The organism is Neobacillus vireti (genome assembly GCF_036962345.1).
GTDB lineage: Bacteria > Bacillota > Bacilli > Bacillales > Cytobacillaceae > Neobacillus > Neobacillus vireti_A.
The window spans coordinates 1-25662 of the sequence record NZ_JBALNB010000018.1 but is presented as its reverse complement, the minus strand read 5'-3'; the positions used below and the strand labels follow the sequence as shown (position 1 = coordinate 25662).

26 protein-coding genes and 23 tRNA genes are annotated in these 25662 nt (G+C 38.6%); 8 read left to right on the top strand and 41 right to left on the bottom strand.

Annotation, left to right across the window (positions count from 1 at the left end):
- Positions 1-146 precede the first annotated feature (146 nt).
- A complete protein-coding gene (locus V7108_RS20880; RefSeq protein ID WP_335512145.1) occupies positions 147-596 on the top strand; it encodes a S1 domain-containing RNA-binding protein in 450 nt (149 codons plus the stop codon).
- A 258-nt stretch (positions 597-854) separates the two neighbouring features.
- On the opposite strand, the gene V7108_RS20875 is transcribed toward V7108_RS20880, so the two are convergent.
- Positions 855-1130 carry a hypothetical protein gene (locus tag V7108_RS20875; protein WP_335569313.1) on the bottom strand — a complete coding sequence of 92 codons (276 nt, stop codon included), beginning with the start codon at positions 1128-1130 and terminating at the stop codon, positions 855-857.
- 320 nt (positions 1131-1450) lie between these two features.
- On the opposite strand from V7108_RS20875, the gene V7108_RS20870 reads away from it, so the two are divergent.
- On the top strand, positions 1451-1588 hold the full coding sequence (locus tag V7108_RS20870; protein WP_335569312.1) for a hypothetical protein: 138 nt from the start codon (positions 1451-1453) through the stop codon (positions 1586-1588).
- A gap of 165 nt (positions 1589-1753) precedes the next feature.
- On the opposite strand, the gene V7108_RS20865 is transcribed toward V7108_RS20870, so the two are convergent.
- Positions 1754-2545 (bottom strand): HAD family hydrolase, encoded by a 792-nt coding sequence (locus V7108_RS20865; protein ID WP_335569311.1) that lies wholly within the window; start codon positions 2543-2545, stop codon positions 1754-1756.
- 329 nt (positions 2546-2874) lie between these two features.
- Here V7108_RS20865 and V7108_RS20860 point away from each other — a divergent pair, with 329 nt between their 5' ends.
- Positions 2875-3492 (top strand): YitT family protein, encoded by a 618-nt coding sequence (locus V7108_RS20860; protein ID WP_335569310.1) that lies wholly within the window; start codon positions 2875-2877, stop codon positions 3490-3492.
- Between the two features lie 9 nt (positions 3493-3501).
- Here V7108_RS20860 and cysC read toward each other — a convergent pair whose 3' ends face one another.
- The 5 genes from cysC to V7108_RS20835 are packed head-to-tail and all read right to left on the bottom strand — an operon-like array spanning position 3502 to position 7350.
- Positions 3502-4101 carry an adenylyl-sulfate kinase gene (cysC, locus tag V7108_RS20855; protein WP_335512354.1) on the bottom strand — a complete coding sequence of 200 codons (600 nt, stop codon included), beginning with the start codon at positions 4099-4101 and terminating at the stop codon, positions 3502-3504.
- On the bottom strand, positions 4091-5269 hold the full coding sequence (gene sat / locus V7108_RS20850) for a sulfate adenylyltransferase (RefSeq protein ID WP_335512355.1): 1179 nt from the start codon (positions 5267-5269) through the stop codon (positions 4091-4093). The genes cysC and sat overlap by 11 nt, the downstream gene beginning before the upstream one ends.
- A gap of 57 nt (positions 5270-5326) precedes the next feature.
- Entirely contained in the window at positions 5327-6037 is a 711-nt protein-coding gene (locus V7108_RS20845) for a phosphoadenylyl-sulfate reductase (RefSeq protein ID WP_420489046.1), read from the bottom strand.
- Between the two features lie 3 nt (positions 6038-6040).
- Positions 6041-6598 (bottom strand): histidine phosphatase family protein, encoded by a 558-nt coding sequence (locus V7108_RS20840; RefSeq protein WP_335512356.1) that lies wholly within the window; start codon positions 6596-6598, stop codon positions 6041-6043.
- Positions 6583-7350 (bottom strand): phosphosulfolactate synthase, encoded by a 768-nt coding sequence (locus tag V7108_RS20835; RefSeq protein ID WP_335512357.1) that lies wholly within the window; start codon positions 7348-7350, stop codon positions 6583-6585. The genes V7108_RS20840 and V7108_RS20835 overlap by 16 nt, the downstream gene beginning before the upstream one ends.
- A gap of 166 nt (positions 7351-7516) precedes the next feature.
- On the opposite strand from V7108_RS20835, the gene V7108_RS20830 reads away from it, so the two are divergent.
- The 4 genes from V7108_RS20830 (at position 7517) to V7108_RS20815 (ending at position 10357) form a co-directional block, all read left to right on the top strand.
- On the top strand, positions 7517-8767 hold the full coding sequence (locus V7108_RS20830; protein ID WP_335569309.1) for an MFS transporter: 1251 nt from the start codon (positions 7517-7519) through the stop codon (positions 8765-8767).
- Positions 8768-8796: 29 nt separating this feature from the next.
- Complete coding sequence (locus tag V7108_RS20825; protein ID WP_335512359.1) at positions 8797-9084, top strand: hypothetical protein; 288 nt, start codon at positions 8797-8799, stop codon at positions 9082-9084.
- A 121-nt stretch (positions 9085-9205) separates the two neighbouring features.
- Positions 9206-9970 carry a sulfite exporter TauE/SafE family protein gene (locus V7108_RS20820; RefSeq protein WP_335512360.1) on the top strand — a complete coding sequence of 255 codons (765 nt, stop codon included), beginning with the start codon at positions 9206-9208 and terminating at the stop codon, positions 9968-9970.
- Positions 9971-10081: 111 nt separating this feature from the next.
- Positions 10082-10357 carry a YqhV family protein gene (locus tag V7108_RS20815; RefSeq protein ID WP_335569308.1) on the top strand — a complete coding sequence of 92 codons (276 nt, stop codon included), beginning with the start codon at positions 10082-10084 and terminating at the stop codon, positions 10355-10357.
- A 332-nt stretch (positions 10358-10689) separates the two neighbouring features.
- Here V7108_RS20815 and V7108_RS20810 read toward each other — a convergent pair whose 3' ends face one another.
- The 9 genes from V7108_RS20810 to V7108_RS20770 all read right to left on the bottom strand — a co-directional run bounded on the left by V7108_RS20810 (position 10690) and on the right by V7108_RS20770 (position 19571).
- Complete coding sequence (locus tag V7108_RS20810; RefSeq protein WP_335569307.1) at positions 10690-12156, bottom strand: spore germination protein; 1467 nt, start codon at positions 12154-12156, stop codon at positions 10690-10692.
- A gap of 106 nt (positions 12157-12262) precedes the next feature.
- Positions 12263-12946: a BsuPI-related putative proteinase inhibitor gene (locus V7108_RS20805; protein WP_335569306.1), complete on the bottom strand. Its 684-nt coding sequence runs from the start codon at positions 12944-12946 to the stop codon at positions 12263-12265.
- 107 nt (positions 12947-13053) lie between these two features.
- Entirely contained in the window at positions 13054-13761 is a 708-nt protein-coding gene (locus tag V7108_RS20800; RefSeq protein ID WP_335569305.1) for an ABC transporter ATP-binding protein, read from the bottom strand.
- Positions 13754-14536, bottom strand: coding sequence for an ABC transporter ATP-binding protein (locus V7108_RS20795; RefSeq protein WP_420489105.1), 783 nt, complete (start codon positions 14534-14536; stop codon positions 13754-13756). Before V7108_RS20795 ends, V7108_RS20800 begins: the two co-directional genes overlap by 8 nt.
- Position 14537: 1 nt before the next feature.
- Positions 14538-15476: a branched-chain amino acid ABC transporter permease gene (locus tag V7108_RS20790; protein ID WP_335517304.1), complete on the bottom strand. Its 939-nt coding sequence runs from the start codon at positions 15474-15476 to the stop codon at positions 14538-14540.
- 13 nt (positions 15477-15489) lie between these two features.
- Positions 15490-16368: a branched-chain amino acid ABC transporter permease gene (locus V7108_RS20785; RefSeq protein WP_335517301.1), complete on the bottom strand. Its 879-nt coding sequence runs from the start codon at positions 16366-16368 to the stop codon at positions 15490-15492.
- A gap of 82 nt (positions 16369-16450) precedes the next feature.
- A complete protein-coding gene (locus tag V7108_RS20780; RefSeq protein ID WP_335569304.1) occupies positions 16451-17629 on the bottom strand; it encodes an ABC transporter substrate-binding protein in 1179 nt (392 codons plus the stop codon).
- Between the two features lie 390 nt (positions 17630-18019).
- Positions 18020-18172, bottom strand: a complete 153-nt coding sequence (locus V7108_RS20775; protein ID WP_335514934.1) for a YpzG family protein — start codon at positions 18170-18172, stop codon at positions 18020-18022.
- A gap of 178 nt (positions 18173-18350) precedes the next feature.
- The gene (locus V7108_RS20770; protein ID WP_335569303.1) at positions 18351-19571 is read right to left on the bottom strand and encodes a DUF438 domain-containing protein; all 1221 of its coding nucleotides are present in this window, start codon (positions 19569-19571) and stop codon (positions 18351-18353) included.
- A 298-nt stretch (positions 19572-19869) separates the two neighbouring features.
- On the opposite strand from V7108_RS20770, the gene V7108_RS20765 reads away from it, so the two are divergent.
- Positions 19870-20847, top strand: coding sequence for a ring-cleaving dioxygenase (locus V7108_RS20765; RefSeq protein ID WP_335569302.1), 978 nt, complete (start codon positions 19870-19872; stop codon positions 20845-20847).
- Between the two features lie 196 nt (positions 20848-21043).
- Here the strand turns inward: V7108_RS20765 and map are convergent, their stop codons facing one another.
- The 25 genes from map to V7108_RS20640 all read right to left on the bottom strand — a co-directional run bounded on the left by map (position 21044) and on the right by V7108_RS20640 (position 25601).
- Complete coding sequence (gene map / locus V7108_RS20760; protein WP_335514943.1) at positions 21044-21787, bottom strand: type I methionyl aminopeptidase; 744 nt, start codon at positions 21785-21787, stop codon at positions 21044-21046.
- Between the two features lie 123 nt (positions 21788-21910).
- Positions 21911-22744, bottom strand: coding sequence for a pentapeptide repeat-containing protein (locus V7108_RS20755; protein WP_335514945.1), 834 nt, complete (start codon positions 22742-22744; stop codon positions 21911-21913).
- Positions 22745-23035: 291 nt separating this feature from the next.
- Positions 23036-23109: transfer RNA gene (locus tag V7108_RS20750), tRNA-Arg, on the bottom strand.
- Between the two features lie 6 nt (positions 23110-23115).
- Positions 23116-23206: transfer RNA gene (locus V7108_RS20745), tRNA-Ser, on the bottom strand.
- Between the two features lie 15 nt (positions 23207-23221).
- Positions 23222-23296 (bottom strand) — tRNA-Asn (locus V7108_RS20740).
- 42 nt (positions 23297-23338) lie between these two features.
- Positions 23339-23412, bottom strand: a tRNA-Ile gene (locus V7108_RS20735).
- A 3-nt stretch (positions 23413-23415) separates the two neighbouring features.
- Positions 23416-23489 (bottom strand) — tRNA-Gly (locus V7108_RS20730).
- Positions 23490-23500: 11 nt separating this feature from the next.
- Positions 23501-23574: transfer RNA gene (locus V7108_RS20725), tRNA-Cys, on the bottom strand.
- A gap of 12 nt (positions 23575-23586) precedes the next feature.
- Positions 23587-23661 (bottom strand) — tRNA-Gln (locus tag V7108_RS20720).
- A 151-nt stretch (positions 23662-23812) separates the two neighbouring features.
- Positions 23813-23897, bottom strand: a tRNA-Tyr gene (locus V7108_RS20715).
- Between the two features lie 35 nt (positions 23898-23932).
- Positions 23933-24005, bottom strand: a tRNA-Phe gene (locus V7108_RS20710).
- Between the two features lie 41 nt (positions 24006-24046).
- A tRNA-Asp gene (locus tag V7108_RS20705) sits at positions 24047-24123 on the bottom strand.
- Positions 24124-24165: 42 nt separating this feature from the next.
- Positions 24166-24239: transfer RNA gene (locus tag V7108_RS20700), tRNA-Met, on the bottom strand.
- Positions 24240-24351: 112 nt separating this feature from the next.
- A tRNA-Ser gene (locus V7108_RS20695) sits at positions 24352-24444 on the bottom strand.
- Between the two features lie 7 nt (positions 24445-24451).
- Positions 24452-24525, bottom strand: a tRNA-Ile gene (locus V7108_RS20690).
- A gap of 44 nt (positions 24526-24569) precedes the next feature.
- Positions 24570-24643, bottom strand: a tRNA-Met gene (locus V7108_RS20685).
- 18 nt (positions 24644-24661) lie between these two features.
- A tRNA-Ala gene (locus tag V7108_RS20680) sits at positions 24662-24734 on the bottom strand.
- A gap of 20 nt (positions 24735-24754) precedes the next feature.
- Positions 24755-24831, bottom strand: a tRNA-Pro gene (locus tag V7108_RS20675).
- An 8-nt stretch (positions 24832-24839) separates the two neighbouring features.
- A tRNA-Arg gene (locus tag V7108_RS20670) sits at positions 24840-24916 on the bottom strand.
- Between the two features lie 7 nt (positions 24917-24923).
- Positions 24924-24998 (bottom strand) — tRNA-Gly (locus tag V7108_RS20665).
- Between the two features lie 11 nt (positions 24999-25009).
- Positions 25010-25094, bottom strand: a tRNA-Leu gene (locus V7108_RS20660).
- Between the two features lie 34 nt (positions 25095-25128).
- Positions 25129-25204, bottom strand: a tRNA-Lys gene (locus tag V7108_RS20655).
- 38 nt (positions 25205-25242) lie between these two features.
- A tRNA-Thr gene (locus tag V7108_RS20650) sits at positions 25243-25318 on the bottom strand.
- Positions 25319-25356: 38 nt separating this feature from the next.
- A tRNA-Val gene (locus V7108_RS20645) sits at positions 25357-25432 on the bottom strand.
- 94 nt (positions 25433-25526) lie between these two features.
- Positions 25527-25601, bottom strand: a tRNA-Glu gene (locus V7108_RS20640).
- Positions 25602-25662: the final 61 nt, after the last annotated feature.

Genomic DNA, 25662 nt, shown 5'->3' with positions numbered 1-25662 from the left:
ACTAGTGCAATTATGGTGTACAATAGAATTACATGACTTAAAAAGCCTTTTATTTTTAGGCTTGAATTATTACTGATAACAGTTGAAATTGTCTTTGAAACAGTGTATAATTATGAGTTGAAAACATTATTTAGGGGGAACTCTTTTTGTCGATCGAAGTAGGCAGCAAAGTACAAGGTAAAGTAACGGGTATTACTAATTTTGGAGCGTTTGTAGAATTACCGGGTGGCACCACTGGTCTTGTGCATATCAGTGAGGTAGCGGATAGCTATGTAAAAGATGTTAATGACCATCTAAAAGTAGGAGACCAGGTTGAGGTAAAGGTTATTAGCGAGAAAGACGGAAAAACTGCCTTGTCTATTAAAAAAGCTATTGATAAACCAGAAGGGCAAACATCTTCTTATTCACAGCGACCACAACGCCAAGGGAGAGATAATAGGCAATCAAAGGACTTCCGTTCAAAAGGCACATTTAAACCAAAAGAGAACTTTGAAGATAAAATGGCTAAATTCTTAAAAGCGAGTGAAGAAAATTTATCCAGCTTAAAACGCAACACCGAAACGAAACGTGGCGGCAGAGGCGGCAGACGCGGATAATTATAGATAAAGAAGGCAAGCCAAGTGCGGCTTGCTTTCTTTTATTTAATTCAAGCGTCTAACGTTTCGGAACCGGTGTACGCAGAAAATCCACCCACCTACTAATGAATGGGGGATTTTCTGGATATTTTTTTAAGGATAGAATTTTTAGCAGCTTCTTTTTGTTGAAAAATACTTCGCAGCGGAAATTTATTTATAGATTGAGAAAATTGAATGAAACTGAGGATTCGTTTCAGTAGGCACAATATGCGGTGTGGCTTACAAAGCCATTTCTTTGATGGATTTATTTATTGCCTGTCTAAATGCCCAAATTATATCAATTAATATATCCGTATCAACCTTTATTTCTTTAATATCCCAGTACAGTTCATTTTTTCGATGAAAATAAAATTCCCCTTCTGATGATTTTATAATCGTTAGGATTCCCTTTGGATTTTCAGTATCCATTGTAAGAAAATGTTTTTCTCCGTTCCAATTGGCAAAGACTTCGAAAGTTTTCAGAAAGACTTGAACTTCCTCTCTACTCTTAAGCACTTTATACACTCCTTTTAATAAAAATTTCATGTGTAAATAGCTTTGAAAAATAAATAGCTTAGCAACGAATTTATAGTGTGATTCTGATTATATGCAAAGAACAGGCAGGTTACGACAACTTTGTTGTAAGACAAACAAAAATTTTTTGACCATCAGCAACTTTTGAGTCCATCATTATTCCATTAGGATGAGGAGGATACCCGAAATTAGGGAAAAAGGATTCTCATTAATTTCTAATAATTTTATCATCAACCTCTAACCCCTTCGTAGAAAATAAAACCAAGAAGACGTTTCCACTCTAAATCCATGAAGTTGGTAAAATGAGTGTTGTTATTGGATATGTTTCAGATTACTTCTCAATGGTAATGACTGATACTCGAATTACTTATGGGAAAAACGCGGAAAAGGGATGGGAAGACCATCATGAAAAGCTAGTCTCGCTCCCCCCTATGGGGTGAGCAACTGGAGCAGGGGTTTTTGATTTATTCTAAAAATTCCTTCTTGATTGTTACCATAAATGGTTGCTTCCCTCTTTTTCGGGAACAATCCACTATTCGAATAAAAATTTAAGGCTGACCAAAAGGATACTAAACTTAAAAACCTTTTGAACAGCCTATATTTTTTTATTTTTTATTCAATTCATCTAATAGTGGGAAAAGCTCTTCTAAATGTTCAATTTCATAGGTTGGGATCACTTCATTTCTCTCTTTATTGTGACGGTTAATCCAGACGGATTTGATCCCTGCTGAATTGGCACCTAGAATATCTGTCATTAGGTTGTCCCCCACCATAAGAACCTCGTCCTTCTCAAGTGACATGAGTGACAATGCATGCTCAAAAATCGATGGGTCGGGCTTCCCTCTTCCAAACGCACCTGAGATAACAATCTGGTCAAAGTACGGAACAAGCTCTGGTGTAATCGATAGTTTAGTATTCTGCAGATCTGGTGAACCATTTGTTAATAGAAGAAGTTGATACTTACCTTTTAATGAATCTAGTATGTTAAAGGTTTCTTCGTAAACAAACGGCAGGTTCCTGCGCTCCTGAGGGAACCTTTCTGCCAATTCATAACCGAAAGTTGGGTCATCGATACCCAATGCCTTTAGCCCTGCAGTCCATGCATCTTTTCGGTAACCAGGTACGATTTCTTTCATTTTTCTAAAATTATCGTGGTCATCCAAAAAATTACCCCATAAGCCTTCGAACGGATTAATCCCTATCATTTGTGTAAATGAGTAGGTCTCATAAGAGGAGTAAAGATTTCTTGCAGCCTCACGTACAGCCTCTTCAAATTCATTTGCGTCAACACCATATCGGTCCTCCGCTGCCTTACAGGTTGCAACAAATGCTTCCTTTATACTTTTTTGATCCCAAAGAAGTGTGTCATCTAAATCAAAAAATATTGCTTTTATCATTTTCATTAGCCTCAACTTTCACATACTTAATATTTAACTAGTTTAACATTTTTAGAAATAAAAGAATATTCAATGTCATAAAAATAAAAAAATCTCTCAACTAAAATATTGAGTAGTAGATCAATATCCCTTGAAAAGAATGTTTCAGAGTTGAAGGCTGCCAAATGGGCTTTGGAAAAAGTGTGCGTAAATCCTCTGTTTACTTATTTTATAAATATTTCCTCATATTCTTTTTTCATTTCTCATAAAATGGACAAGGAAAGGTAGTCCAAGGGAGGAATGAATGTGGGGTTTATTACGATACTTTTTAGGATCCGATTCAATACTATATGATGAAAACGCTGTTAACCTATTCCTGTTTACTATTTGGAGCTACCTTACAGGGAATATCGATGTCATTATTTTTATTTCCACATTCTATCCCATCTGGCGGGGCAGCAGGGCTGGCAATCCTTATTAATCATTTTTTCAGTCTATCCCTTGGTTTTTCATTGTGGCTGGCAAATATTGTATTTTTACTATTTGCTCTTCCTTATTTTGGTTTTACCTGGACATTGCGAACCGTTATTTCCGTTGCAATCACTTCTATGACCGTAGGCTACATAACCTCTCAGTTTCCTCACATCCATATAAATATTTTCCTTTGTATTATAGCGGGAAGTGTATGTTTCGGTTTAGGAGTTGGTTTACTGATTCGATCCGGTGCATCTAGCGGCGGCATGGTCATTCCTGCATTAATGATTGCCAACTACAAAAATTGGAGTCCAGGAAAAGTGATGATGGGGATTAACTTTTTCATCTTTGTATTAACGGCCTTGGTGATTGATTATAAAATTGTACTTTATGCCATTATTTGCCAGTTTATTTCAACCAATATCATAGATTATATTTATGAGTTTAAGTTCCATCGAATCAGCTTTTTATCGGCAGCTTGGAGAAAAAGATAAGAAGATCCATTAAAGAATCTTCTTATCTTGGAGATAGGCTATAATTTTCTCAACTGATTCCTCAATTGACATTTTGTCTGATTCGATAACAATTTCAGGGTGGCTCGGCATTTCATATGGAGAGGATATTCCTGTAAACTCTGGAATTTCTCCCTTCCTCGCCTTTTTATATAACCCTTTTGGATCCCTATCTTCACAAACTTGGATTGGACATTTCACATAAACCTCAATAAACTCATCCGATTCAAACATGTTCCGTACCAGTTCTCTATCCTCTCGAAAGGGAGAAATAAAGGCAGATAAAACGATTTGACCACTGTCGACAAATAACTTTGCCACTTCCCCAATTCTTCGAATATTTTCTTTCCGGTCTTCCGGTCCAAACCTCAGATCCCGGTTTAATCCATGGCGGATGTTATCACCATCTAATATATAACTCCTTAAAGCATTTCGAAACAATGCATAATCCACCGCGTTCGCTAATGTTGACTTTCCCGATCCGGATAGTCCTGTAAACCAAAGAACACAGCTCTTGTGGCCACTCAAAAGATTGCGGTCCTTTTTCGTAACACTTGAATGATGCCAAGTAATATGATTACTATTTTTCATTTCCGACACCCTTTGGTTTTTCTTCGAAGGTATAAACTTCTTTCATACCTTGAATAAGAATTTCCACTACCTCCGGCCGGCTGAATTCTTTGGGCGGCATTTCTCCGTTTTTTAGCATACCTCTTACCTTTGTACCAGATAAAATTACGTGATGCCTTGAATCGTGCGGACATGTTTTTTTAGACGCCATATTCTCACACTTATTGCAATAAAAACTATGTTCAAAGAATAGTGGTTTAATTCCTAGTTCCTCTTCTTCAAAGTTGCTAAATATTTTTTGGGCATCATACGTTCCATAATAATTTCCTACGCCTGCATGATCTCTTCCTACGATAAAATGAGTACAACCGAAATTTTTTCGAACAATCGCATGAAAGATAGCCTCTCGAGGACCCGCGTATCGCATAGCGGCTGGGAACACCGATAAGAAAACTCGATCCTTTGGATAATAATTTTCAAGTAACGCTTGATAGCTTTTCATTCTTATTTCACTAGGGATATCATCTGGTTTAGTCTCACCCACTAGCGGATTCAAAAATAACCCATCAACAGTCTCTAGTGCTGTTTTTTGAATGTATTCATGTGCTCGATGAACGGGATTTCGCGTTTGAAATCCTACCACCGTTTTCCAACCTAAATGATTAAAAGTGTCTCTCGTTTGAATCGGGTCCAAATAATAACGTTCAAACATACTCTTTTTACTTCTGGTTACCAACGTAATCGGCCCAGCAATATAGAGTTCACTTCTGTTAAAAAGTTTTTTTATACCTGGGTGATTTATGTCTGTGGTTTTATAAACCATTTCTGCTTCTGCTATCTTATCTGGAATATAAATTTCCTCCAAATCCATTACACCATAAACGGTATCATCTTGAATTAAGTTGATGGTTTCCCCGACCTTTAATTCCATGGCTTTGTTCTTATCGATTGCTAACGTAATCGGAATCGACCACGGAAGACCGCTTGAAAGGCGCATATTTTGAACCACCGATTCATAGTCCGCTTTTCCCATAAAACCTTCTAGCGGGCTGTACGCGCCATTTGCAATTAATTCTAAATCACTTAATTCTAGATTATCGAGCAGGACAAAATTCCGTGATACATCTATGTGTTCATCATGATTTATACGATTGATCAACTTACCACCATGTGGTACACTACTACTCAAATCCTTCCCCTCCTTTTGCCTCCTGAATCAGCATGTATATTTTTCAATAAAATATTCTTATGATTCATGAAGTCCGCATTCTGTTTTTGATTGTCCGGCCCATCGTCCAGCACGAGAATCACCATTGTTGGAAACCTGCTTGGTACAAGGAGCACAGCCTATGCTTGGATAGCCTTTATCATGTAATGGGTTATAGGGCAGCTTGTTTAACTGAATGTAGGTCATAATATCTTCTGAGGTCCAATGGATAAGAGGGCAAATTTTGATTTTATGGAATTTATCATCTTTATTCAGGTACTGGGTGTTCCTCCTTGTGAGCGATTGCTCCCTCCTTAAACCGGAAATCCATGCCTTTACTTCCCCTAAAGCTTCCTTAAGAGGAACTACTTTTCTCATATGGCAGCAAAGATTCGGATTATGCTTCCAAAGCTCCTCTCCATACCACTTTGCTTGGTCTTTCAAGGAATATTGAGGTTTAACCATTTCTATTTGTAGAGATGGATATCGTATTTTCACTTTTTCAATTAGCTCATAGGTCTCTGAAAAATGCAGTTCCGTATCGAGGAAGATAATTTTTGCATTGTTCTTTACCTTTGAAATTAAATCAATCAAAACAATCCCTTCTGCACCAAAGCTGCATGCATATACAATATCCTCACCGTACTCACGATAACCCCATTTTATGACATCCATAAAGTCTGGCTTGCTATCCATAAAAGAGGCGATCTTATCCTCATTCCAATTTTCATACGTTAACATTTCAGACAATCCTCAGCACTCCCTTTCTCTTTTAACCCGAGGATTCATTATCAAGGTATGGCATGAATTGTTTAAGACCTCTACCTTGTTCATGTTGTTTATATCTCCGTATTTCGCATACGAAAGCATTGCTCGAATCCATGAACCATGACCGAACACCAATAGGTTTGAAAACTCACTATATTTATTTAAAAATTGTACAATTCTGTCTTCTAAATTCTGCAAACTTTCCCCTAGTACTAATTCTTTTGGGTTTTCAATCCAGATGTTTCCATGCTTTTCAATCAGCACATTTTTTGGAATCCCTTCAAAAGGTCCAAAATCCAATTCATCTACTAACCCATCTGCTTCACACGAATAACCATAGAGTGCAGCGGTTTGGTGCGTTCGTTGTAGTGTACTTGCAATGACAAGGTCAAAGGGGGCTAATTCATCGAGTATTTTCTGATTCATCTCAATTCCCTTTGCCTGTTCATCTGAAACTTGTGATAGACCGATATCCCTTCTCCCTTGAAGCCAGGTTTTTTTATTCCATTCTGTTGGAAGGTGTCTGATCATAGTAATTTGCATTCATCTTCCTCCAAATAAAAGGTTTCACTCCTTAGACCACATCGTTGTGTCTCTAACACTAAAACGTCTTGAAGCTTTACATTTCCTAAATTCACATTCGTTCCAATTTCTTTAATAAAATACATTTGCTGCTTAGATGTTGGGGCTTCAAAAATAATTTTCTTCGTATCTATATCTTTAACCAGTTCCTGGATTAAATTTGATTTTATCGTCCCGCTTCTTTCATAAATTCCTGAAGTACCTGAATCTCTGCCTTCCGTAATGACGTAGTCACAACCAGCATTTAATAATAAACAGATTTCTTCCTTCCAATCTAATATGGACATTTCAATCGTTGAATCTTTTGATCCAACCTCTGCAATGACATGGAAATTCTTCTTGATTTTTGAAATCAATTGGAGGCGTTTTTGTAGAGGAATATCCAGCGTTCCATTTGATATTTCTATCCATTCAATTCCTAAATTACGTAAAAATGATAAATATTCAGGGATTTTATTTTGATAAAAACATTTCTCAAACAAGGTTCCACCACAATAAGGTTTAATTTGATATTGCTTATATAGTTCAATTTTTTTCTCAATGTTTCGTGTAATATAGGCAGACCCAATTCCAATTTTTGCGATATCAATGATATAGCCATAATCAGATAAAATATTTTTCAACTCACCTATCGGAGTTCCGAAATCAATCACCGAAGTCAAGCCATATGTTCTATTTCCTGACGTCCTTTCTGGCAGTGTTAAAAAATCCATAGAAGAAGCGCCTCCTCTTTTTTTCTAGGATAGATTATTCAATAATTAGGTGAATGTGTAGAATTTAGTGCCTATATGGTAGAAATTGGGCATTTGTCTTGCATAAACTCTGACCCCAAATGTAAACAATAAAAAGGCTTATTCTTAAGGTTAGGGGTGAACATCCTTGTCGAAGCAAAAAAATAATGGTTTGACGATTCTTGCAATCGGTTCGATTCCACTCATCCTTGTTTTAGGGAACTCGATGCTTATTCCCGTACTACCGAAGATGAAATCTGAACTTGATATTTCACAATTCCAAGTTAGTTTAGTCATATCAGCATTTTCGATTGCTGCAGCTATTTCTATACCTGTGTTAGGCTATTTATCCGACCGGTTTTCCCGCAAGGCGATTATCATCCCTTCTCTCATTCTGTATGGGAGTGGAGGTCTCTTGGCAGGTGCTGCTGCAGCCTGGTTTGACAATGCGTATACCTGGATCCTTGCTGGGAGAATCATGCAAGGAATGGGTGCTGCAGGTACAGCCCCAATCGCCATGGCATTAACAGGGGATTTATTTAAAGGCGGGAAACAAAGTAAAGTTTTGGGGTTAGTTGAGGCTTCTAATGGATTTGGAAAGGTAATCAGCCCTATCATTGGCTCTCTTCTTGCCTTACTCTTTTGGTATGCGGCATTTTTCGCCTTTCCTATTTTCTGTGCTATTTCTTGTTTGTTAACCATCTTTTTCATTAAAGAGAAAAAAACCAAAAAGGAACCGCCTCCGGTTGGCAAATATGTTAAAGGTCTGGTGTCTGTATTCAAAACAGAAGGACGCTGGTTATTCGCCGCCTATTTAACTGGCGCAACCTGTTTATTTACCCTCTTTGGTATTTTATTTTATATCTCAGATATATTAGAAAAAGATTATCAAATTGATGGTGTTTTAAAAGGGAGTATATTAGCCATACCTCTTTTAATCATGACGATAACATCCTATATAACCGGCGCTAAAATTGGAAAGAAGATGAAGTTGATGAAAACCCTGATTATCTTAGGGTTATTACTAATGACAACATCCTTTGCGTCATTGATTTTCTTTAAGAAATTAGTTCCCTTCTTTGCAGTACTTGGTGTTAGCAGTATTGGTACGGGACTTGTTCTTCCATGTATTAATAGTTTTATTACTGGGTCTGTTCCAACCGATCGAAGGGGATTCGTTACCTCACTGTATGGATCCGTAAGATTTCTCGGGGTTGCAATTGGTCCCCCTGTGTTTGGTTCCTTAATGGCATGGTCACGTTCTGGGATGTTTTTAATAACAGCGGGTCTAACATTGTTAGCGGCTTTACTATGCATGATTCTCATTCACGTAGCCAAACCGAAACCATCAGAGGAAAATGAAAGTGACTCACTGTTTGAAAAATTGCAATTCACCTAAGAAAAGTTGCGATAAAGGAGTAGATAGAAGTGCAAATATATTTTTCGCCTGAGGTTATTACACCGGAATATCAGGTACTTAATGTGGTTAACTCCAAAAACAAGGGAGTAGGAAATGTAGCTTTTCTTTTTAACGATAAGAAATTATATGTTTATGGCATATTAGAGGATGAGGAAGTAGGGTCAGACTTCAAAGATTTAGTCACACCTTACATAAAGGGATTAGCCAAAGCAAAGCCGGATCTTGATATTCTCTCCTGTTTGTATGTCGGGTGTAAGAAAATTAAGCTAAAAGAAGAAGAAGAAGAGGAAGAATAGACATTAGAGGGTACCTACGGGTGTCCTCTTTTTAATTTGGGTCTAGGCAGTAGTAGCAAGGCATTTAACTACTTCATAATTTATTGTTAAGCAGTTAGACAAATATGGAGTGTGTGGCCTAATGAGTATCGGTATCATTCTAATGGGGCTATTTATTGGTTTTATGGTTGGTTTAACAGGTGTTGGCGGGGCTGCGCTTTTGACACCGATCTTGATATTATTAGGGTTTAGTCCATCTATCGCAGTAGGAACAGATCTGATTTATAATTCAATCACCAAGCTTTTTGGCTCCTTTCAACATTGGAGGCAAAAGACCATAAACCTTACTTTGGTCAAATATCTTGCAATCGGAAGTATCCCAAGTGCTATATGTGCTGTTGGGATTCTCCACCTATTTGATTCTTTTTTTCATAACCAAGAGGAGGTCATCAAACATGCTTTGGGGTATGTTTTAATCTTGGTAGCATTGACTACCCTTATTAAAACGTTCGCCAAAAATAAAATAGAAGAGAACTCTCTTCAGAAAAAGCCACTTCATGAAAAAAAGGCTTTAACCATTTTGATAGGAGTTGTATTAGGCTTTATTGTTGGGTTAACTTCTATTGGTTCTGGTTCATTGTTTGCGTTAGCTATGCTTTATCTGTACAGAATGACCCCTTCAGAGCTTGTCGGTACCGATATAGCACATGCGTTTTTATTAGTAACCGCGGCAGGATTCATGCATGCAGGAATAGGCAATGTGGATTATTTTCTGGTTTTAAACCTTCTTATGGGTTCAATTCCAGGAGTATTAATTGGCAGTACGCTATCTTCAAAATTCCCAGCGAAACCATTAAGAACCATTATGGCCATCATGATTTTAATTAGCGGAGTCAAACTTATTTAAGAGAACATGGGTTCAACCATGTTCTTTTTTTGATAAGAATAAAAAACCTGTCCTTCTCCTGGAAATTCAAACATATACTTATGAAAGAAATGGTAAGATCAGGAGGTCATTATGTTTATTATTATTGAAAAAGTTGTACTTGGAATGGCTTTTTTACGCTTAATTTCTGGCAGCATTGAAATATTTGCAGCCATCCTTATGATCAAATTTAATACGGTTGAAAAAGCCCTTATGGTGAACTCTTCACTAGCTCTTATCGGTCCAATTATATTAGTGTTGACTACCTCAATTGGATTAATAGGGCTCGTTGAAAAAATATCGATCATGAAATTCGTCTGGATTGCTCTTGGTGTGAGTTTTATATTTATCGGTGTGAAATCATCTTAAGGTTCCTTCCAGGAAAAAAGCCTTTTACCTAGGTAAATAAGAGGTTCCGTTTTTGGGTGCTTTCTTATTAAAAAGACACAAGAATTGACGTATGAATTTGCATACGTCAAGTTTCTGGGAAAGAGCCCGCTATGAATAATAGACGGAGAAATTCCGCTAATTTATAAAAAAAACATAAAAGTGGGAGATTTTGCATGGCATAACCGGAAATTCTCCGCTTATATTCCACGAAACGAGCTCATTTTTCAAATAACCGGAAATTCTCCGCTTATTTTACTATTGCCGGTTAAGAGAATAAAAACAAGATATTTTAGATGAAGAGGCTTTATGATCTACTGCCTGCTTCTATCTTGTACATTTAATACCTGTGCTCTAGTGTTTTTAAGCGGGATTGGGGTTCTAGCCAGCATAATCCGAAAGTCCCTTGGATGAAACGGAATAAACGGGTATAAATAAGGCGTATTCATGCTTTTCGTTCTCGCAAGCAAGATAATCCATACCGTAATTCCTATGGCAAGACCAGGAACCTTAAGGAGGGCAACCATAATCAAAAAGAATACACGGAATATTCGATTGGCAAGACTCAATTCATAACTAGGTGTTGCGAACGTACCAATTGCCGCAACAGCTACATAAAGGACCACTTCATGGGTGAATATCCCTACCTGTACAGCTACTTCTCCAATAATAATCGCCGAAACGATACCAAGAGCTGTTGCGAGAGCATTTGGGGTATGTATGGCTGCCATCCGCAAAATCTCAATACCTACTTCAGCGATAAGAAACTGCCAGATTAACCCAATCTCACCATGTTCCTTCAGCCCAATAAACTTCCAGCGGTCGGAAAGCAATTGTTCATTTGTTGCATATGTATACCAAAAAGGTAACAGGAATAGGGAAGCCAACACCGCTATGAAACGAGCCCATCTTAAAAAGACTCCAACAATTGGTTTTTGGCGATATTCTTCTGCGTGCTGCAAATGATGCCAATAGGTAGATGGACATATCATCACACTAGGTGAACCATCGACAACGATAAGCACATGGCCTTCCATTAAATGAACAGCACTCGTATCAGCTCTTTCAGTATATCGAACAAGTGGATAGGGATTATAATTTCTGCCAAAAACAAATTCCTCAATGGTTTTTTCCCCCATTGAAATACCATCAACCGATATTTTCTCAAGCTCATTTCTTAACATTTTCACATTGTCCATATCGACAAGGCTATCAATATACACTAAAGCAATATCTGTTTTTGAGCGTTGCCCTACCTGTATGTATTCATTGATGAGAGAACGGTCCCGTACTCGTCTTCGAATTAATGCTAGATTAAATACAATGGTTTCTACAAAACCATCGCGCGGTCCTCGTACCACACGTTCAATATCAGGTTCTTGAGGAGAACGAATCGGATATTCACGTGCATCAATGAGAATCACTTGCTGACAGCCTTCAACCACGATGGCAGTCTGACCTGCAAGGACTTGTGCAATCGCTTCTTCTAAATCGTCTGACGTATTAACCTCGACATGTGGAATGAACGTTTTAAAAAGCTTATCGATGGGATTGTTTTCAAAATCCTCTGGTTTGCGCTTCTCAATTTCCTTCATAATTAACAATAGGATATTTGCGGTTGCGAAACCATCAATTTGGAACATCCCAAACTTCAGTCCACCATACACTAGAGGTCGATGGATGACATCAAAGCTTTTACCAATCCGTAATTCTTTTATTAAATAATCAATATTATCTTCAAACTTTTCTTTAACTGGAATTTGTGTTCCCTTTTTTCCCAAACCTGCCAACTCCTAAAATTTTCATAATGATATTTTGCGGCAAGTTTAAGTGTTATATACAAAGATAAATAAAAAAGGAAGGTTCCCCCCTCCTTTAACAAAAGATCTATTGTATAGAAAACTTCTCGATTGTCTTTTGACTATCCTTTTCTGAATAAACAAAAGTGACCTCGCTGCCTTCTTTTAATGATGGCAATTGATTGATGGCCTCTTCTTTTAGTTGAAATGCTGTCTTTTCTCCTTTTATATCTACTTCAATAGAATGAGGGTCTATTTGGCCAACATATACGCCAGAAATTTTTGTAAACAATGATTTTTCAACAATTAAATCTATAACGACCCTTGCCTGCTCTTCCTTAGCGGTTAAAAATGCTTCCAATTTGAAGCGCCCATTATATAGGTCTGAGATGGTAAAACTGTTTTGAATCTCTTGATTATTTTCTATGATAACCTCTTTGATTGCCTGCGTAGACATAACTTCCTCAGAATATTGTTTTACCTTTTTTCCCTCTTCATCATAGACAATGAAATCAGCCTGAAGCCCGCTAGGAAACGTTAGTTTTACCTGTTTCCCTGAAATATTCTTAACTTTGTAGTTGACGATGATTGAGTTGTTTTCCTCAATTGTTTCTATGGATGAAAAGAAATTTGCTGCAATTTCGTTTTGTTTTGGGTATTCTATTTGGTTCTGACTTTCCCCGCCATTAGAATTGTCATTGGAATTACTTCCAGTACCACAAGCGGTTAAAAGCCCGACTACTAAAACTATCATCATTTTTTTGATTGGCATCATAAAAAACTCCTTTTAATTCAACTATCTTAATAGTCGTTTAAAAGGAGTTTCGTGTTACACGAATTTTTACTTTTGAAATAAGAACTTAAGCAATCGATGTACTACTATAATCCACCAAGGTAGGCCTTTTTAATTTCTTCACTTGCTTGTAATTCAGCAGCTGTACCTGAGATTTCAATCCGGCCTGTTTCAATTACATAAGCTCGATTCGCTATCGATAATGCCATATTCGCATTTTGTTCAACGAGCAAAATCGTTGTTCCATCCTGGTTTATTTGCTCTATAATTTGAAAAATGGTTTTGACCATGAGCGGAGCCAAACCCATAGAAGGTTCATCTAGCAAAAGCAGCTTCGGTTTCGCCATAATCGCTCTGCCCATCGCCAGCATTTGTTGCTCTCCACCTGATAATGTCCCCGATAACTGCTTCCTGCGTTCATGCAGTCTCGGAAAAAGATCGTATACACGTTGGATGTCCTGTCTAATTTCTTTCTTATCGGATCGGATGTAGGCACCCAATTCAAGGTTTTCTTCTACACTCATATTTGCAAATACTCGTCGGCCTTCAGGAACATGAGAGATACCCGCTTTAACAATCGATTGTGGAGCCTTACCTGAAATGGAGCTGCCTAAGTACTCGATGGTTCCTGTCTTCGGCTTTAATAGCCCAGACAATGTTTTAAGAAGTGTACTTTTTCCTGCTCCATTTGCCCCAATCAGTGTAACAATTTCACCTTCATTTATTTCTAAAGAAACACCCTTAAGAGCGTGGATGTTTCCATAATAAACATTAATTCCATTCACGTTAAGCATGATCGCTGGATACCTCCTCTCCTAGGTATGCTTCAATTACTTTTGGATTATTTCGGATATCATTAGGAGTACCGTCGGCAATCAGTTGTCCATGGTCTAATACGTATATTCGTTCGCAAATACCCATTACTAGGTTCATATCATGTTCAATTAAGAGAATGGTTAAATCAAACTGTTTACGGATAAAGGCGATTAGTTCCATTAGTTCATGCGTTTCCTGCGGATTCATTCCGGCAGCCGGCTCATCGAGCAGCAATAATTTTGGACCCGCAGCTAACGCTCTGGCAATTTCTAGTCTTCTTTGCTGACCATATGGTAAATTCTTTGCTTTTTCATCCTTAAAACGGTCCAACTGAAAAATCTTTAAGAACTCTAGTGATTTTTCCTCCATCACCTTTTCCTCAGAAAAATGCACAGGCAGACGGAAAATAGAACTTAGAATGGAATGTTTAGCTAAAGAATGATAGGCGACTTTAACATTATCTAAAACAGATAATTCGCTGAAAAGGCGGATATTCTGAAACGTACGGCTAATGCCCTTCCTTGTTACTTGGTACGGAGCAAGCCCGTTAATCCTTTTCCCTTCAAACAAAATTTCACCTTCAGTTGGTACATAAACACCGGTTAGCAGATTAAAACTCGTCGTTTTTCCTGCACCGTTCGGACCGATTAATCCAACCAATTCACCTTGGTTCAGCTCCATATTAAAGCCTGAAACAGCCTTTAAGCCTCCGAACTGGATCCCAGCCTCTTTAACCTGAAGTAAAGCTCCCACACTAATTTCCCCCTTTCGCCATTTTCTTCTTACCAAAGAAATCAGTTATTTCACGCGTACCCATTAGACCCTGAGGACGGTATAACATCACAACAACCAATACAAGACTGTATATAATCATCCGAGTTTCAGGGTATTGCTGTAAGTAAGTTGAAACAATCGTTAATAGGATCGCAGAAATTACGGAGCCTGACAAACTTCCAAGGCCGCCTAGAACAACAAAAATCAAAATATCAAATGATTTTAAGAAACCGAAATTGGATGGCTGGATGATATAAAAATTATGAGAAAATAACCCACCGGCGATTCCAGCAAAGAAGGAACCGATCGCGAAAGCCGCCACTTTATAAAACGTAGTATTAATTCCCATCGCATCCGCTGCGATTTCATTTTCTCGAATGGCAATACATGCTCTGCCATGCCGCGAGTTCGTAAAATTCGCTATTACTAAAACGGTGATAACGAGACATATAAATGCGCTAGTCCAAGTGGTCATATTTGAAACCATCATACCAGACGCCCCGCCAACATACTCAATGTTTAAGAATACAATTCGAATGATTTCACCAAATCCTAGAGTTGCAATAGCTAGATAATCCCCTCTCAGCCGTAAAGAAGGAATACCAACGAGCAAACCTGCTAGAGCGGCTACAATTCCACCGATAATAATCGCTAAAACGAAAGGTAATTCAAACTTCATGGTAATAATGGCTGAAACATATGCTCCAACAGCAAGAAATCCTGCATGTCCAATTGAAAATTGACCGGTTATTCCGATAACCAAATGAAGGCTTACAGCCAAAATAATGTTAATAATCATGAGAATCAGCATATTATTATAAAAAGCATTTAAAATTCCTGTTTGGATTAAGCCCTGGCCAACTACATACACTACTGCTGCTAATATGAGAAATAGCCAGAATTTATTCATTTTTTTCATCTGTCTATCTCACCTACACTTTCTCTCTCGTATTTTTCCCAAAAATGCCTGAAGGTCTAAATATGAGAATAAGGATTAAAATGATAAACGCTGCGGCATCCCTCCATAAAGAGAAGCCCATTGCACTGACGATTGACTCCACCACACCTAGAATAAGTCCACCGACCATGGCTCCAGGAATAATACCAATTCCACCTAATACAGCGGCAACAAAGGCCTTTAATCCTGGGATAATTCCCATCAATGGCTCAATCTTCGTATAATATACCCCAAAAATTACACCTGCTGCCCCAGCTAATGCTGAACCAATGGCAAAGGTATAAGAAATCGTTCTGTCAACATTAATACCCATTAAACGGGCGGCATCCATATCATGTGAAACAGCACGCATAGCTTTCCCAATTTTTGTTTTATGAACAATAAATTGAAGAATAATCATTAGCCCAACCGATACTGATAGGATAAACAGAGACTGGCTGCTAATTTGTGCACCAAATAAGTTAAAGCTTGTGCTCGGTAAAACATTGTCTGGATACGCTTCCGGCTGTGCACCTCGAGCATAGATAACACCGTATTCAATTAATAACGACATCCCAATTGCTGTTATTAAGGCAGCAATTCTCGTTGCATTTCGAAGACGTTTATAGGCAATTCTTTCAATTAAAACTCCAAATACGGCACAAAAAGTCATTGATAATAACAATGCTGGAAAGAATCCTAGACCCCATCCCTTAATCGCATAAAACCCGACGAAAGCACCTACCATAAAAACGTCACCATGAGCGAAGTTAATTAATTTTATAATTCCATATACCATGGTGTAGCCTAATGCGATTAAGGCATAGATGCTACCGAGTGAAATTCCATTTATCAATTGTTGTAGCCACTCCATCGTAATCACTCCTAATTCCAGTTTCACTCTATAAAAAGTAGTAGAATGGAAGGTTATCCTTCCATTCTACTTGTCAGTACTCTTAAGGATTTACTTTTGTGTTAAACACTTGTTTTCCATCTACATATTCTAAAATAGTAGCTGTTTTAATCGGATGATGATTTTCATCAATTGACAATACTCCAGTAACAAGGCTTAAATCTTTAGTTTTTTCTAATTCTGCTTGAATTTTACTTGAATCGATACTGCCTGCTCTCTCAATGGCATCCGCTAAAAAGTAAACTGTATCATAGCCAAGTGCATTGAATGCGTTTGGTGCTTGGTCCTTGTTCTTTTCTTTAAAAGCTGTAACAAATTTTTGTACCTTCTCATCTGGATCTTCAGAAGAGTAATGGTTAATTAGGTAAGTATTATTTAAAGCTTCAGCACCAGCTAAATCAACCAACTTTGGAGAATCCCAGCCATCTGCTCCTACTAACGGAACATCAATACCTAATTCACGCGCTTGCTTTACAATTAATCCTACCTCTTCATAATAACCAGGAATGAAGATGAACGATGGATTTTTTGCTTTGATTCTTGTTAATGTAGCCCTGAAGTCTGTGTCTTTTGCTACATATGCTTCTTCGGCAACGATTTTAGCGCCAGCTTCATCAAATGTTTGCTTGAAAGCGTCGGATAAACCTTTTGCATAGTCACTTGAGTTGTCTGCTAAAATTGCAGCGTCTTTTACTTTTAAAGTATTTAAAGCAAAATTAGCTGCAACAGTTCCTTGGAACGGATCAATGAAAGAAGTACGGAATACGAATGGTCTTACTTTACCCTTATCATCTACTGTAACAGATGGGCTTGTACCACCTGGAGCAAGTAGAACTGTTTTCGTGTCATTTGCAATTTGTGCTTGAGCTACTGTATTTCCGCTTGTTGCTGCACCGATAACAGCATTGACTTTATCTTGGCTTGTTAGCTTAATAATGCCGTTCGTAGCCTCAGCTGCTTCAGATTTATTATCAACTTTGATTACATCGAATTTCTTGCCATCAATGCCGCCATTTTTATTAATCTCATCTACAGCCATTTCTATACCTTTTGCCATAGATTCACCATAAGAAGCAACATTACCAGAAAGCTCCATGTTTACTCCCAATTTAATTGTATCTGAATTGCTGCCAGAACTTTCTTTTGCGCCACCAGCACATCCAGCCAACACACCTGCAAAGATGGTTGAAGCCATAAACACACTTGCTAATTTCTTTTTCATGGAATTTTCCCCCTTGAATGAATTTTCAGATACTATTTTTCATAGTTTTAGTATCTTCTTTGACCCATGAATTTTGTTTACTAGGTAAATTAATTGATTACATTTGTTATTGTAGTACTTTTTTCGTTATTAGTCTAGTATATTATTTTAATATTTCAGAACTTTATTTTTATTGTAAAAATTGAAGCGCTTTCTTTGTTATTATACCAATTATTTATAGCCTGCCAGATATACCTCTATGTGAACTGTTTTTTTGGTATATAAAAAGTCAAATTTACTATTATTGCTAATTATTCAATATCCTGCTAAAGTACTAATTTGCTTTACAAACATTATAGACAAAAAAGAAAGAAGACATTTTCGTCTTCTTTCTTTTATTCAGAAATATCCTTACCACCTATGTGCCTTTGCGTTTGATCTCAATATAATGTTATGTTGAGATCTTTGTGTTTGCCCATTTACCTGAGTGGTAACACGCTTAGGACGTGTCCAATTATGGTGAAACTTTTGAGACTGTGGATCCAAATTATCTTGATAACTCACAATGAATCACCTCAATAGTTAGGATTTGGATACTCTGAAAAGCGATATTACTGGAATATCTGTCATAGTATTTGATTTGATAGCTAGAAAAATACCCCTTAAATACAAAACTGCAGATGAACATTACTAAAAAAACGCATGGATCTCCCCATGCGTTCATAGTATGATGGTTCTTTTACTAAGACATTATCCTCTTTTCTCCTTCTATTGCTTGAATCGGATCAATATTTTGCGTAAATTCAAGTGTTCCAATGTATTTTCCATTCTCATCCCTAACGGCAAAATAACGAATATACACATATTTATCACGGAACTTAATCCAAAAATCTTCGGTATCCTTCCTGCCTGCTTTAAAGTCAGCTAACAGTTCTTCTACAACATGGACACTTCTTGGTGGATGACAATTTTGGACCGTACGTCCAATAACTGCTTTTGTTCGAGCAAAGATTCTTTCTTTTCCGTGTGAAAAATAACGAACAACATCATCCTGATCAATAAATGTGAGATCGACAGGTAAATGATTTAACAAAAGTTCAAGCTGTTTTAATGATAAAATCCCGGTTTCCATCTTTATATAACCTTCAGAAATTGCCTTTTCATCTAACGCGTGCCTTTCTGGTTTCCACACCTCTTCAGGTGCTATTAGACAATACCCGATTTCATCACTTTCACGGGCAATTTTTACCCATTCATCTTCCGTAAAATTGTTTAATGCCATTGGAAAGAGAATGTTTTCCTCGCGATAAATCATGGTCGTAACTTCTTGAATAACAAAATTTAATACTTCAATTACTGCCTGTTTATCTCCATTATAAGATGTTAATTTCTGCCTTGCATCTTTAATCGCATCGCGAATAAAGTCATTAATACGCCACATGTTCGTAGTGGGTCCAAAAATGCCATACGTTTCTAAATAAGGGAAAATCAAATTTTCTTTCCTGCTATAGTGCTTATCGATATCATGAAGCAAATTGATATCTTCTATGAGCTTAAGCACATTTTCAGGACTATCTGCCTGAACAAATTCCCCTAAATCCCCTTGGATAGTGATATTAGCAAGCTTATCGAGCTCTCTATTTTCTAAAATGAAAGTATGGATAGGATGTCCAGGAATTTCCTCAGGCTTATTGGTTTTTTCAATTTCTTCAATAGAATCTTTAAAAATTTCTGTGTGCTTAGCATGTAGTTGGTGCATTTCCTCAACAGAAAGACTTCCATAATCATGTTGAAGCTGTGAAATTTCATCAATGGTGATTTTTCCGATAAATGCATCAAAATGTGCTTTGACCTCGGCCACATTCTTTCCAGCATGAAGGTCCTCAAAGATTTGTTTTAATATTGCTTGGCGTTTATTTGGATTGTTTGAACGTAGTTCACGATTATTTATGAATTCACTCATCAGGATTCTCCTATCAAATGGTTTATTTTTAAATTGGTAATGATAATTAATCTCATAGTTAAAATAACACCTTTTCATCAGCCTGTTTGTGATTAACATCATTAATGTGGAAATTAACGTATGAAATGTGAAAAATATAAGAACAAAAGATAGACCAAGAAATTGACAGTATATCGTTCCCATGATATATTTATCTCGAATTAGAGATATTTTAATCCGAGGGATTACAAGTAACTCCAAATGATTTATTAGCGCGATAACGGGAATATAGTGGAATACATTTATTGGAGGTATAAACGTGAACAATTTAAAAGGAATACACCATGTAACAGCCATTACAAGCAGTGCAGAGAAGAATTATGAGTTCTTTACTTTTGTTTTAGGTATGCGGTTGGTTAAGAAGACTGTAAACCAGGATGATATTCAAACCTATCATTTGTTTTTTGCAGACGACACCGGCAGCCCTGGAACTGATATGACATTTTTTGATTTTCCTGGCATTCCAAAAGGTGTGCATGGAACAAATGAGATTTCAAAAACCTCATTTAGAGTTCCTAACGATAGGGCGATAGATTATTGGGTAAATCGTTTTGATCGTTTGGAGATAAAGCATTCGGGGATTAAAGAACAATTTGGTAAAAAAACAATCTCGTTCGTTGATTTTGATGACCAACACTATCAATTAATTTCGGATGAAAATAACGAGGGTGTGGCTGCCGGTGTACCATGGCAAAATGGTCCGATTCCATTAGAATATGCCATAACAGGTTTAGGTCCCATTTTTGTTCGGATTGCTAATTTTGACTATTTTAAAGAAATGATGGAAAAGGTATTACTCTTTAAAGAAATTGCGCAAGAAGGTGACTTTCATTTATTTGAAGTGGGTGAAGGAGGAAATGGTGCCCAAGTTGTGGTTGAATATAATGCAGTTCTTCCACCTGCACGCCAAGGTTTCGGAACAGTCCATCACGCTGCATTCCGTGTGGAGGATCGTTCTGTACTAGACGAATGGGATCAACAAATGCGTCGCTTCGGCTTCCAAACTTCAGGTTTTGTCGATCGCTACTTTTTCGGATCTCTTTATGCTAGAGTTGCCCCTCAGATTTTATTTGAATTTGCAACAGATGGCCCTGGATTTATGGGAGACGAACCATATGAAACGCTTGGTGAAAAGTTATCACTACCACCATTTTTTGAACCAAAACGTGACCAAATTGAAAAATTAGTGCGTCCAATTAACACAGTAAGAAGTACATTGAAATTTACAAAAGAATAAGAAAAGCGCAAGCGCCCTGGTCAGCGGCGTATGGCCTGGAGCGCTCCAACTGAGATAAAGGAAACACGAAGAGCCGGAGGCGATTCGATGTCGACTTATCGTAGGGCGGAGAGCGAAGGACACTAGCCGCTAGGGCGCTGGAGCTGGACAGTAAAAATAGAGCGGATCCCTTGGGAATCCGCTTTTTTGCCTATTATTATAAGGTTGTAATGATCGGTCCGTTTTTTGTAAGGATGATCGTATGTTCGTACTGTGCAACATAACTTTCCTCAGTCACATAGGTCCAGTCATCACCTTCAACTTGAAAAACTTCCTCTTCCTTGGTTGAGATAAAAGGTTCGAATGCAATTACCATTCCTTCCTTTAAAAGTTCGTCATCCCAGGTGTCATGATAATTATAAATATGATCTGGCGCTTCATGTATTCTCCGACCGATTCCATGACCAGTTAAATTCATAATAACTGTTAAACCATGCTGACGTGCCGTTTGAATAACAGCTTTCCCTAGCCCGCTTTTCTTTGAACCAGGTTTTGCCTTTTTTAGACCTGCTTCAAATGCTAATTTTGCAACATCACAGATTTTTGTTAATATCTCTTCCCCTTCACCGACAACAAATGAGATACCTGTATCGGCGAAATAGCCATTTTTAGAACCAGATACATCAATATTTACGATGTCTCCTTCTTTTATAACTCTTTTCCCGGGAATTCCATGCGCTACTTCCTCATTTACACTAATACACGTATATCCAGGAAAGTCATATTCACCCTTTGGTGCTGAGATTGCCCCTGCCTTTTCGAAAAGCTGGCCCGCTAAATCATCTAGTTCCTTTGTAGTTATACCAGGTACTGTTCTTTTTACCAATTCATCTCTTATTTCGGCACAAATTTTGCCGATTTCTTTTAGTGCTTTTATATCTTCTTCTGTTTTTGCAATCATGTATTTTCCCTACTTTATCAAATTAATATCGTTGTAAATTTTCCATTCTTATATTTTAGGCTTACTTAATATAAAAATTCAAGTATATTTCTTTATAGCTATACTCCTAAAAAATTAATCTTCTTAGCTCCAATGGGCTGGCCTCACTAATGAGGCTGGTAATTTAGTGCGTTTATTCCCCTTAGCTGCATTCACTTGGGCCTGGGTAAGAAAAATACTCCCAGTAAGATTTGCTCCACTGATTTCCGTATCCCTAAAATCCGCTCCGATGAAATCACTCCATCTAAGGTCTGCGTTTCTAAGGTCTGCAGCAATTAGTAAGGCGCCTCTAAGATTTGAGCCCCTTAGATCGGCTCCTTTCAACTTTGCCCCTAAATAATCCATTCCGCGACGTGTATCTTTATGCTTTTTAGTGACTTGAGCACGAACCAACTCACTTGTACGAATCAGCAGCTTGTTTACCTTATCTCTATGTTGATTCACATCGATGCTCAATATGAACTTTGGACTTTTACCGGCAAGTTCTTCAGTCTCAACAAGACTTTCATTTAATTCTTTATAGATTGACTTTGCAGCATCTGTAGTTAGTGCTTCATATAGGTACCATAGCATCTCATGAAGTTGCTGCATAATTGGATATACAACAAACATCTCTTGAGCAACATCCTGGTTTAAACGCCAATCCTTTCCATTATATGTGAGTTGAGATACCTTTTGACCAGCCCCAAAGCATTCATAAGCCGAACAGCCACGAAACCCTCTATTTCGAAGGTCATTATGTATGCCACATAGATAATTGGATTGTAAATTACGGCAAGGAGTCCCGCCGTCTTTATCAAAGGCGAAATCGGCTGATTTTGCATAAGGCAGTGCCACGCAGCACAAACCAAAGCAATTTTCACAGTCAGCACGTAAATTATTCAAAGTATTGTCGTCTATTACTAATGCGCAAGATATAATAAACACACTTCCTTCTATTAAAAAACTTACCTATTAATCCATTTGAAAAATCTCAACTAGATTTTATCTTAACACAGATACCTAAGTTAGAACTGCACGAGCATGATTTCCTCCTATTCGTACTATTATCGGTATAGATAAAGCTGATTCAGGTACGATTAAAATTATTATTAATGTTTACAAAAGCAATAAAACATAATTTTCTTACACTATTTATCGGTCTTTTTGTCCTTAGGGACAAACAAAAAAGAACAACCTTTTTAAGTGTTGTTCTTCATTGCTATTTTACGCACCTTAGAGGATTCGAACCTCTGACCGTACGCTTAGAAGGCGTATGCTCTATCCAGCTGAGCTAAAGGCGCATATTATGGCGGAGAAGGAGGGATTTGAACCCTCGCGCCGGTTACCCGACCTACACCCTTAGCAGGGGCGCCTCTTCAGCCTCTTGAGTACTTCCCCATAGACATAAAAAATTGGCTCCGCAGGTAGGACTCGAACCTACGACCGATCGGTTAACAGCCGATTGCTCTACCACTGAGCTACTGCGGAACAATGGAAATTCTAATAATTTTGCTTCGCAAAAAATTCTAGTGGGCCTAAATGGACTCGAACCATCGACCTCACGCTTATCAGGCGTGCGCTCTAACCAGCTGAGCTATAGGCCCATATGGAGCGGGTGATGAGAATCGAACTCACAACATCAGCTTGGAAGGCTGAGGTTTTACCACTAAACTACACCCGCATTACTAGAATTGGAGGCAACACCCGGATTTGAACCGGGGATAAAGGTTTTGCAGACCTCTGCCTTACCACTTGGCTATGCTGCCTTTATGCATGGCTGGCTGGGCTAGCTGGATTTGAACCAACGCATGTCGCAGTCAAAGTGCGATGCCTTACCGCTTGGCTATAGCCCAATAATAAAAATGAAATGGGGCGACTGATGGGAATCGAACCCACGAATGTCGGAACCACAATCACCATTATGGTTATTTTCACCTTTGTGAAAAAAAACCTGGTAAATTTGCTTCGCAAAAAACTTTGGTTATTTTGCTATGCAAAAAACATTGGTGGAGGGGGACGGATTCGAACCGCCGAACCCTGAGGGAGCGGATTTACAGTCCGCCGCGTTTAGCCACTTCGCTACCCCTCCATATAAGAGACCTTACTAATCATAACATTTAAAGGTGGCTCAGGACGGAATCGAACCGCCGACACAAGGATTTTCAGTCCTTTGCTCTACCGACTGAGCTACTGAGCCACACATCTATAACAACGGTAGGTCAACTACCGGGATAAAAATGGCGGTCCGGACGGGACTCGAACCCGCGACCTCCTGCGTGACAGGCAGGCATTCTAACCAACTGAACTACCGGACCAAAGTTTTTTCAAGTGTTTTTCTTGAAAATAACTAACTTTAATTGCGGGGGCAGGATTTGAACCTACGACCTTCGGGTTATGAGCCCGACGAGCTACCAGACTGCTCCACCCCGCGACAGTAAAAATTATTACATTTAACTCATGCCCATAGCTTGTATGGACTATATCAATCTCAGGAAGCCAATTCAAGCAGCAGTTCAATTGATACAACTCGCACATTATTATGATGGAGGAGGAAGAGGGATTCGAACCCCCGCGCGGTTTAACCCGCCTGTCGGTTTTCAAGACCGATCCCTTCAGCCAGACTTGGGTATTCCTCCAGATAAATGGACCCTGTAGGACTCGAACCTACGACCGGACGGTTATGAGCCGTCTGCTCTAACCAGCTGAGCTAAGGGTCCATAAACACTAACATTAATAACAACATTAGCATTAAATTCATTTATAGCGGCGGAGGGGATCGAACCCCCGACCTTACGGGTATGAACCGTACGCTCTAGCCAGCTGAGCTACACCGCCATTTTCAATAACTATAAATGGAGCCTAGCGGGATCGAACCGCTGACCTCCTGCGTGCAAAGCAGGCGCTCTCCCAGCTGAGCTAAGGCCCCATGTTAATGTAATCTTCGACTGGTCGGGAAGACAGGATTCGAACCTGCGACCCCTTGGTCCCAAACCAAGTGCTCTACCAAGCTGAGCTACTTCCCGTTATTTAATGGCGCGCCCGAAAGGAGTCGAACCCATAACCTTCTGATCCGTAGTCAGACGCTCTATCCAATTGAGCTACGGGCGCATAATATTGGAGCGGAAGACGGGATTTGAACCCGCGACCCCCACCTTGGCAAGGTGGTGTTCTACCACTGAACTACTTTTGCACAAATTTAAATGGTGCGGGTGAAGGGAGTCGAACCCCCACGCCTTGCGGCGCCAGATCCTAAGTCTGGTGCGTCTGCCAATTCCGCCACACCCGCATATTAAAAGTTATTTTGCTCTCGCAAAAAAACTTGGTGAGCCATGAAGGACTCGAACCTTCGACCCTCTGATTAAAAGTCAGATGCTCTACCAACTGAGCTAATGGCTCGTACAAGGAAATTTATTTTTTCTACTGAGAAAAAAATCTGGTGCCGGCTAGAGGACTTGAACCCCCAACCTACTGATTACAAGTCAGTTGCTCTACCAATTGAGCTAAACCGGCACTATTGGGAAGTTTTTTTCACTTTCGTGAAAAAACTTTGGTGGAGGATGACGGGATCGAACCGCCGACCCTCTGCTTGTAAGGCAGATGCTCTCCCAGCTGAGCTAATCCTCCATATTATTGAAAAAGTTATTTTTCGCCGTTCCGAAAGGAAAGTTATTTTTGCTATCGTGAAAAAAACTCTTGTTATTTTCTAACGAAAATAACTTGGTGACCCCTACGGGATTCGAACCCGTGTTACCTCCGTGAAAGGGAGGTGTCTTAACCACTTGACCAAGGGGCCATCATGAAAATTCAGGAAAAAATTTAAAAAACCAAATGGGCTTTGCCTGGCAACGTCCTAC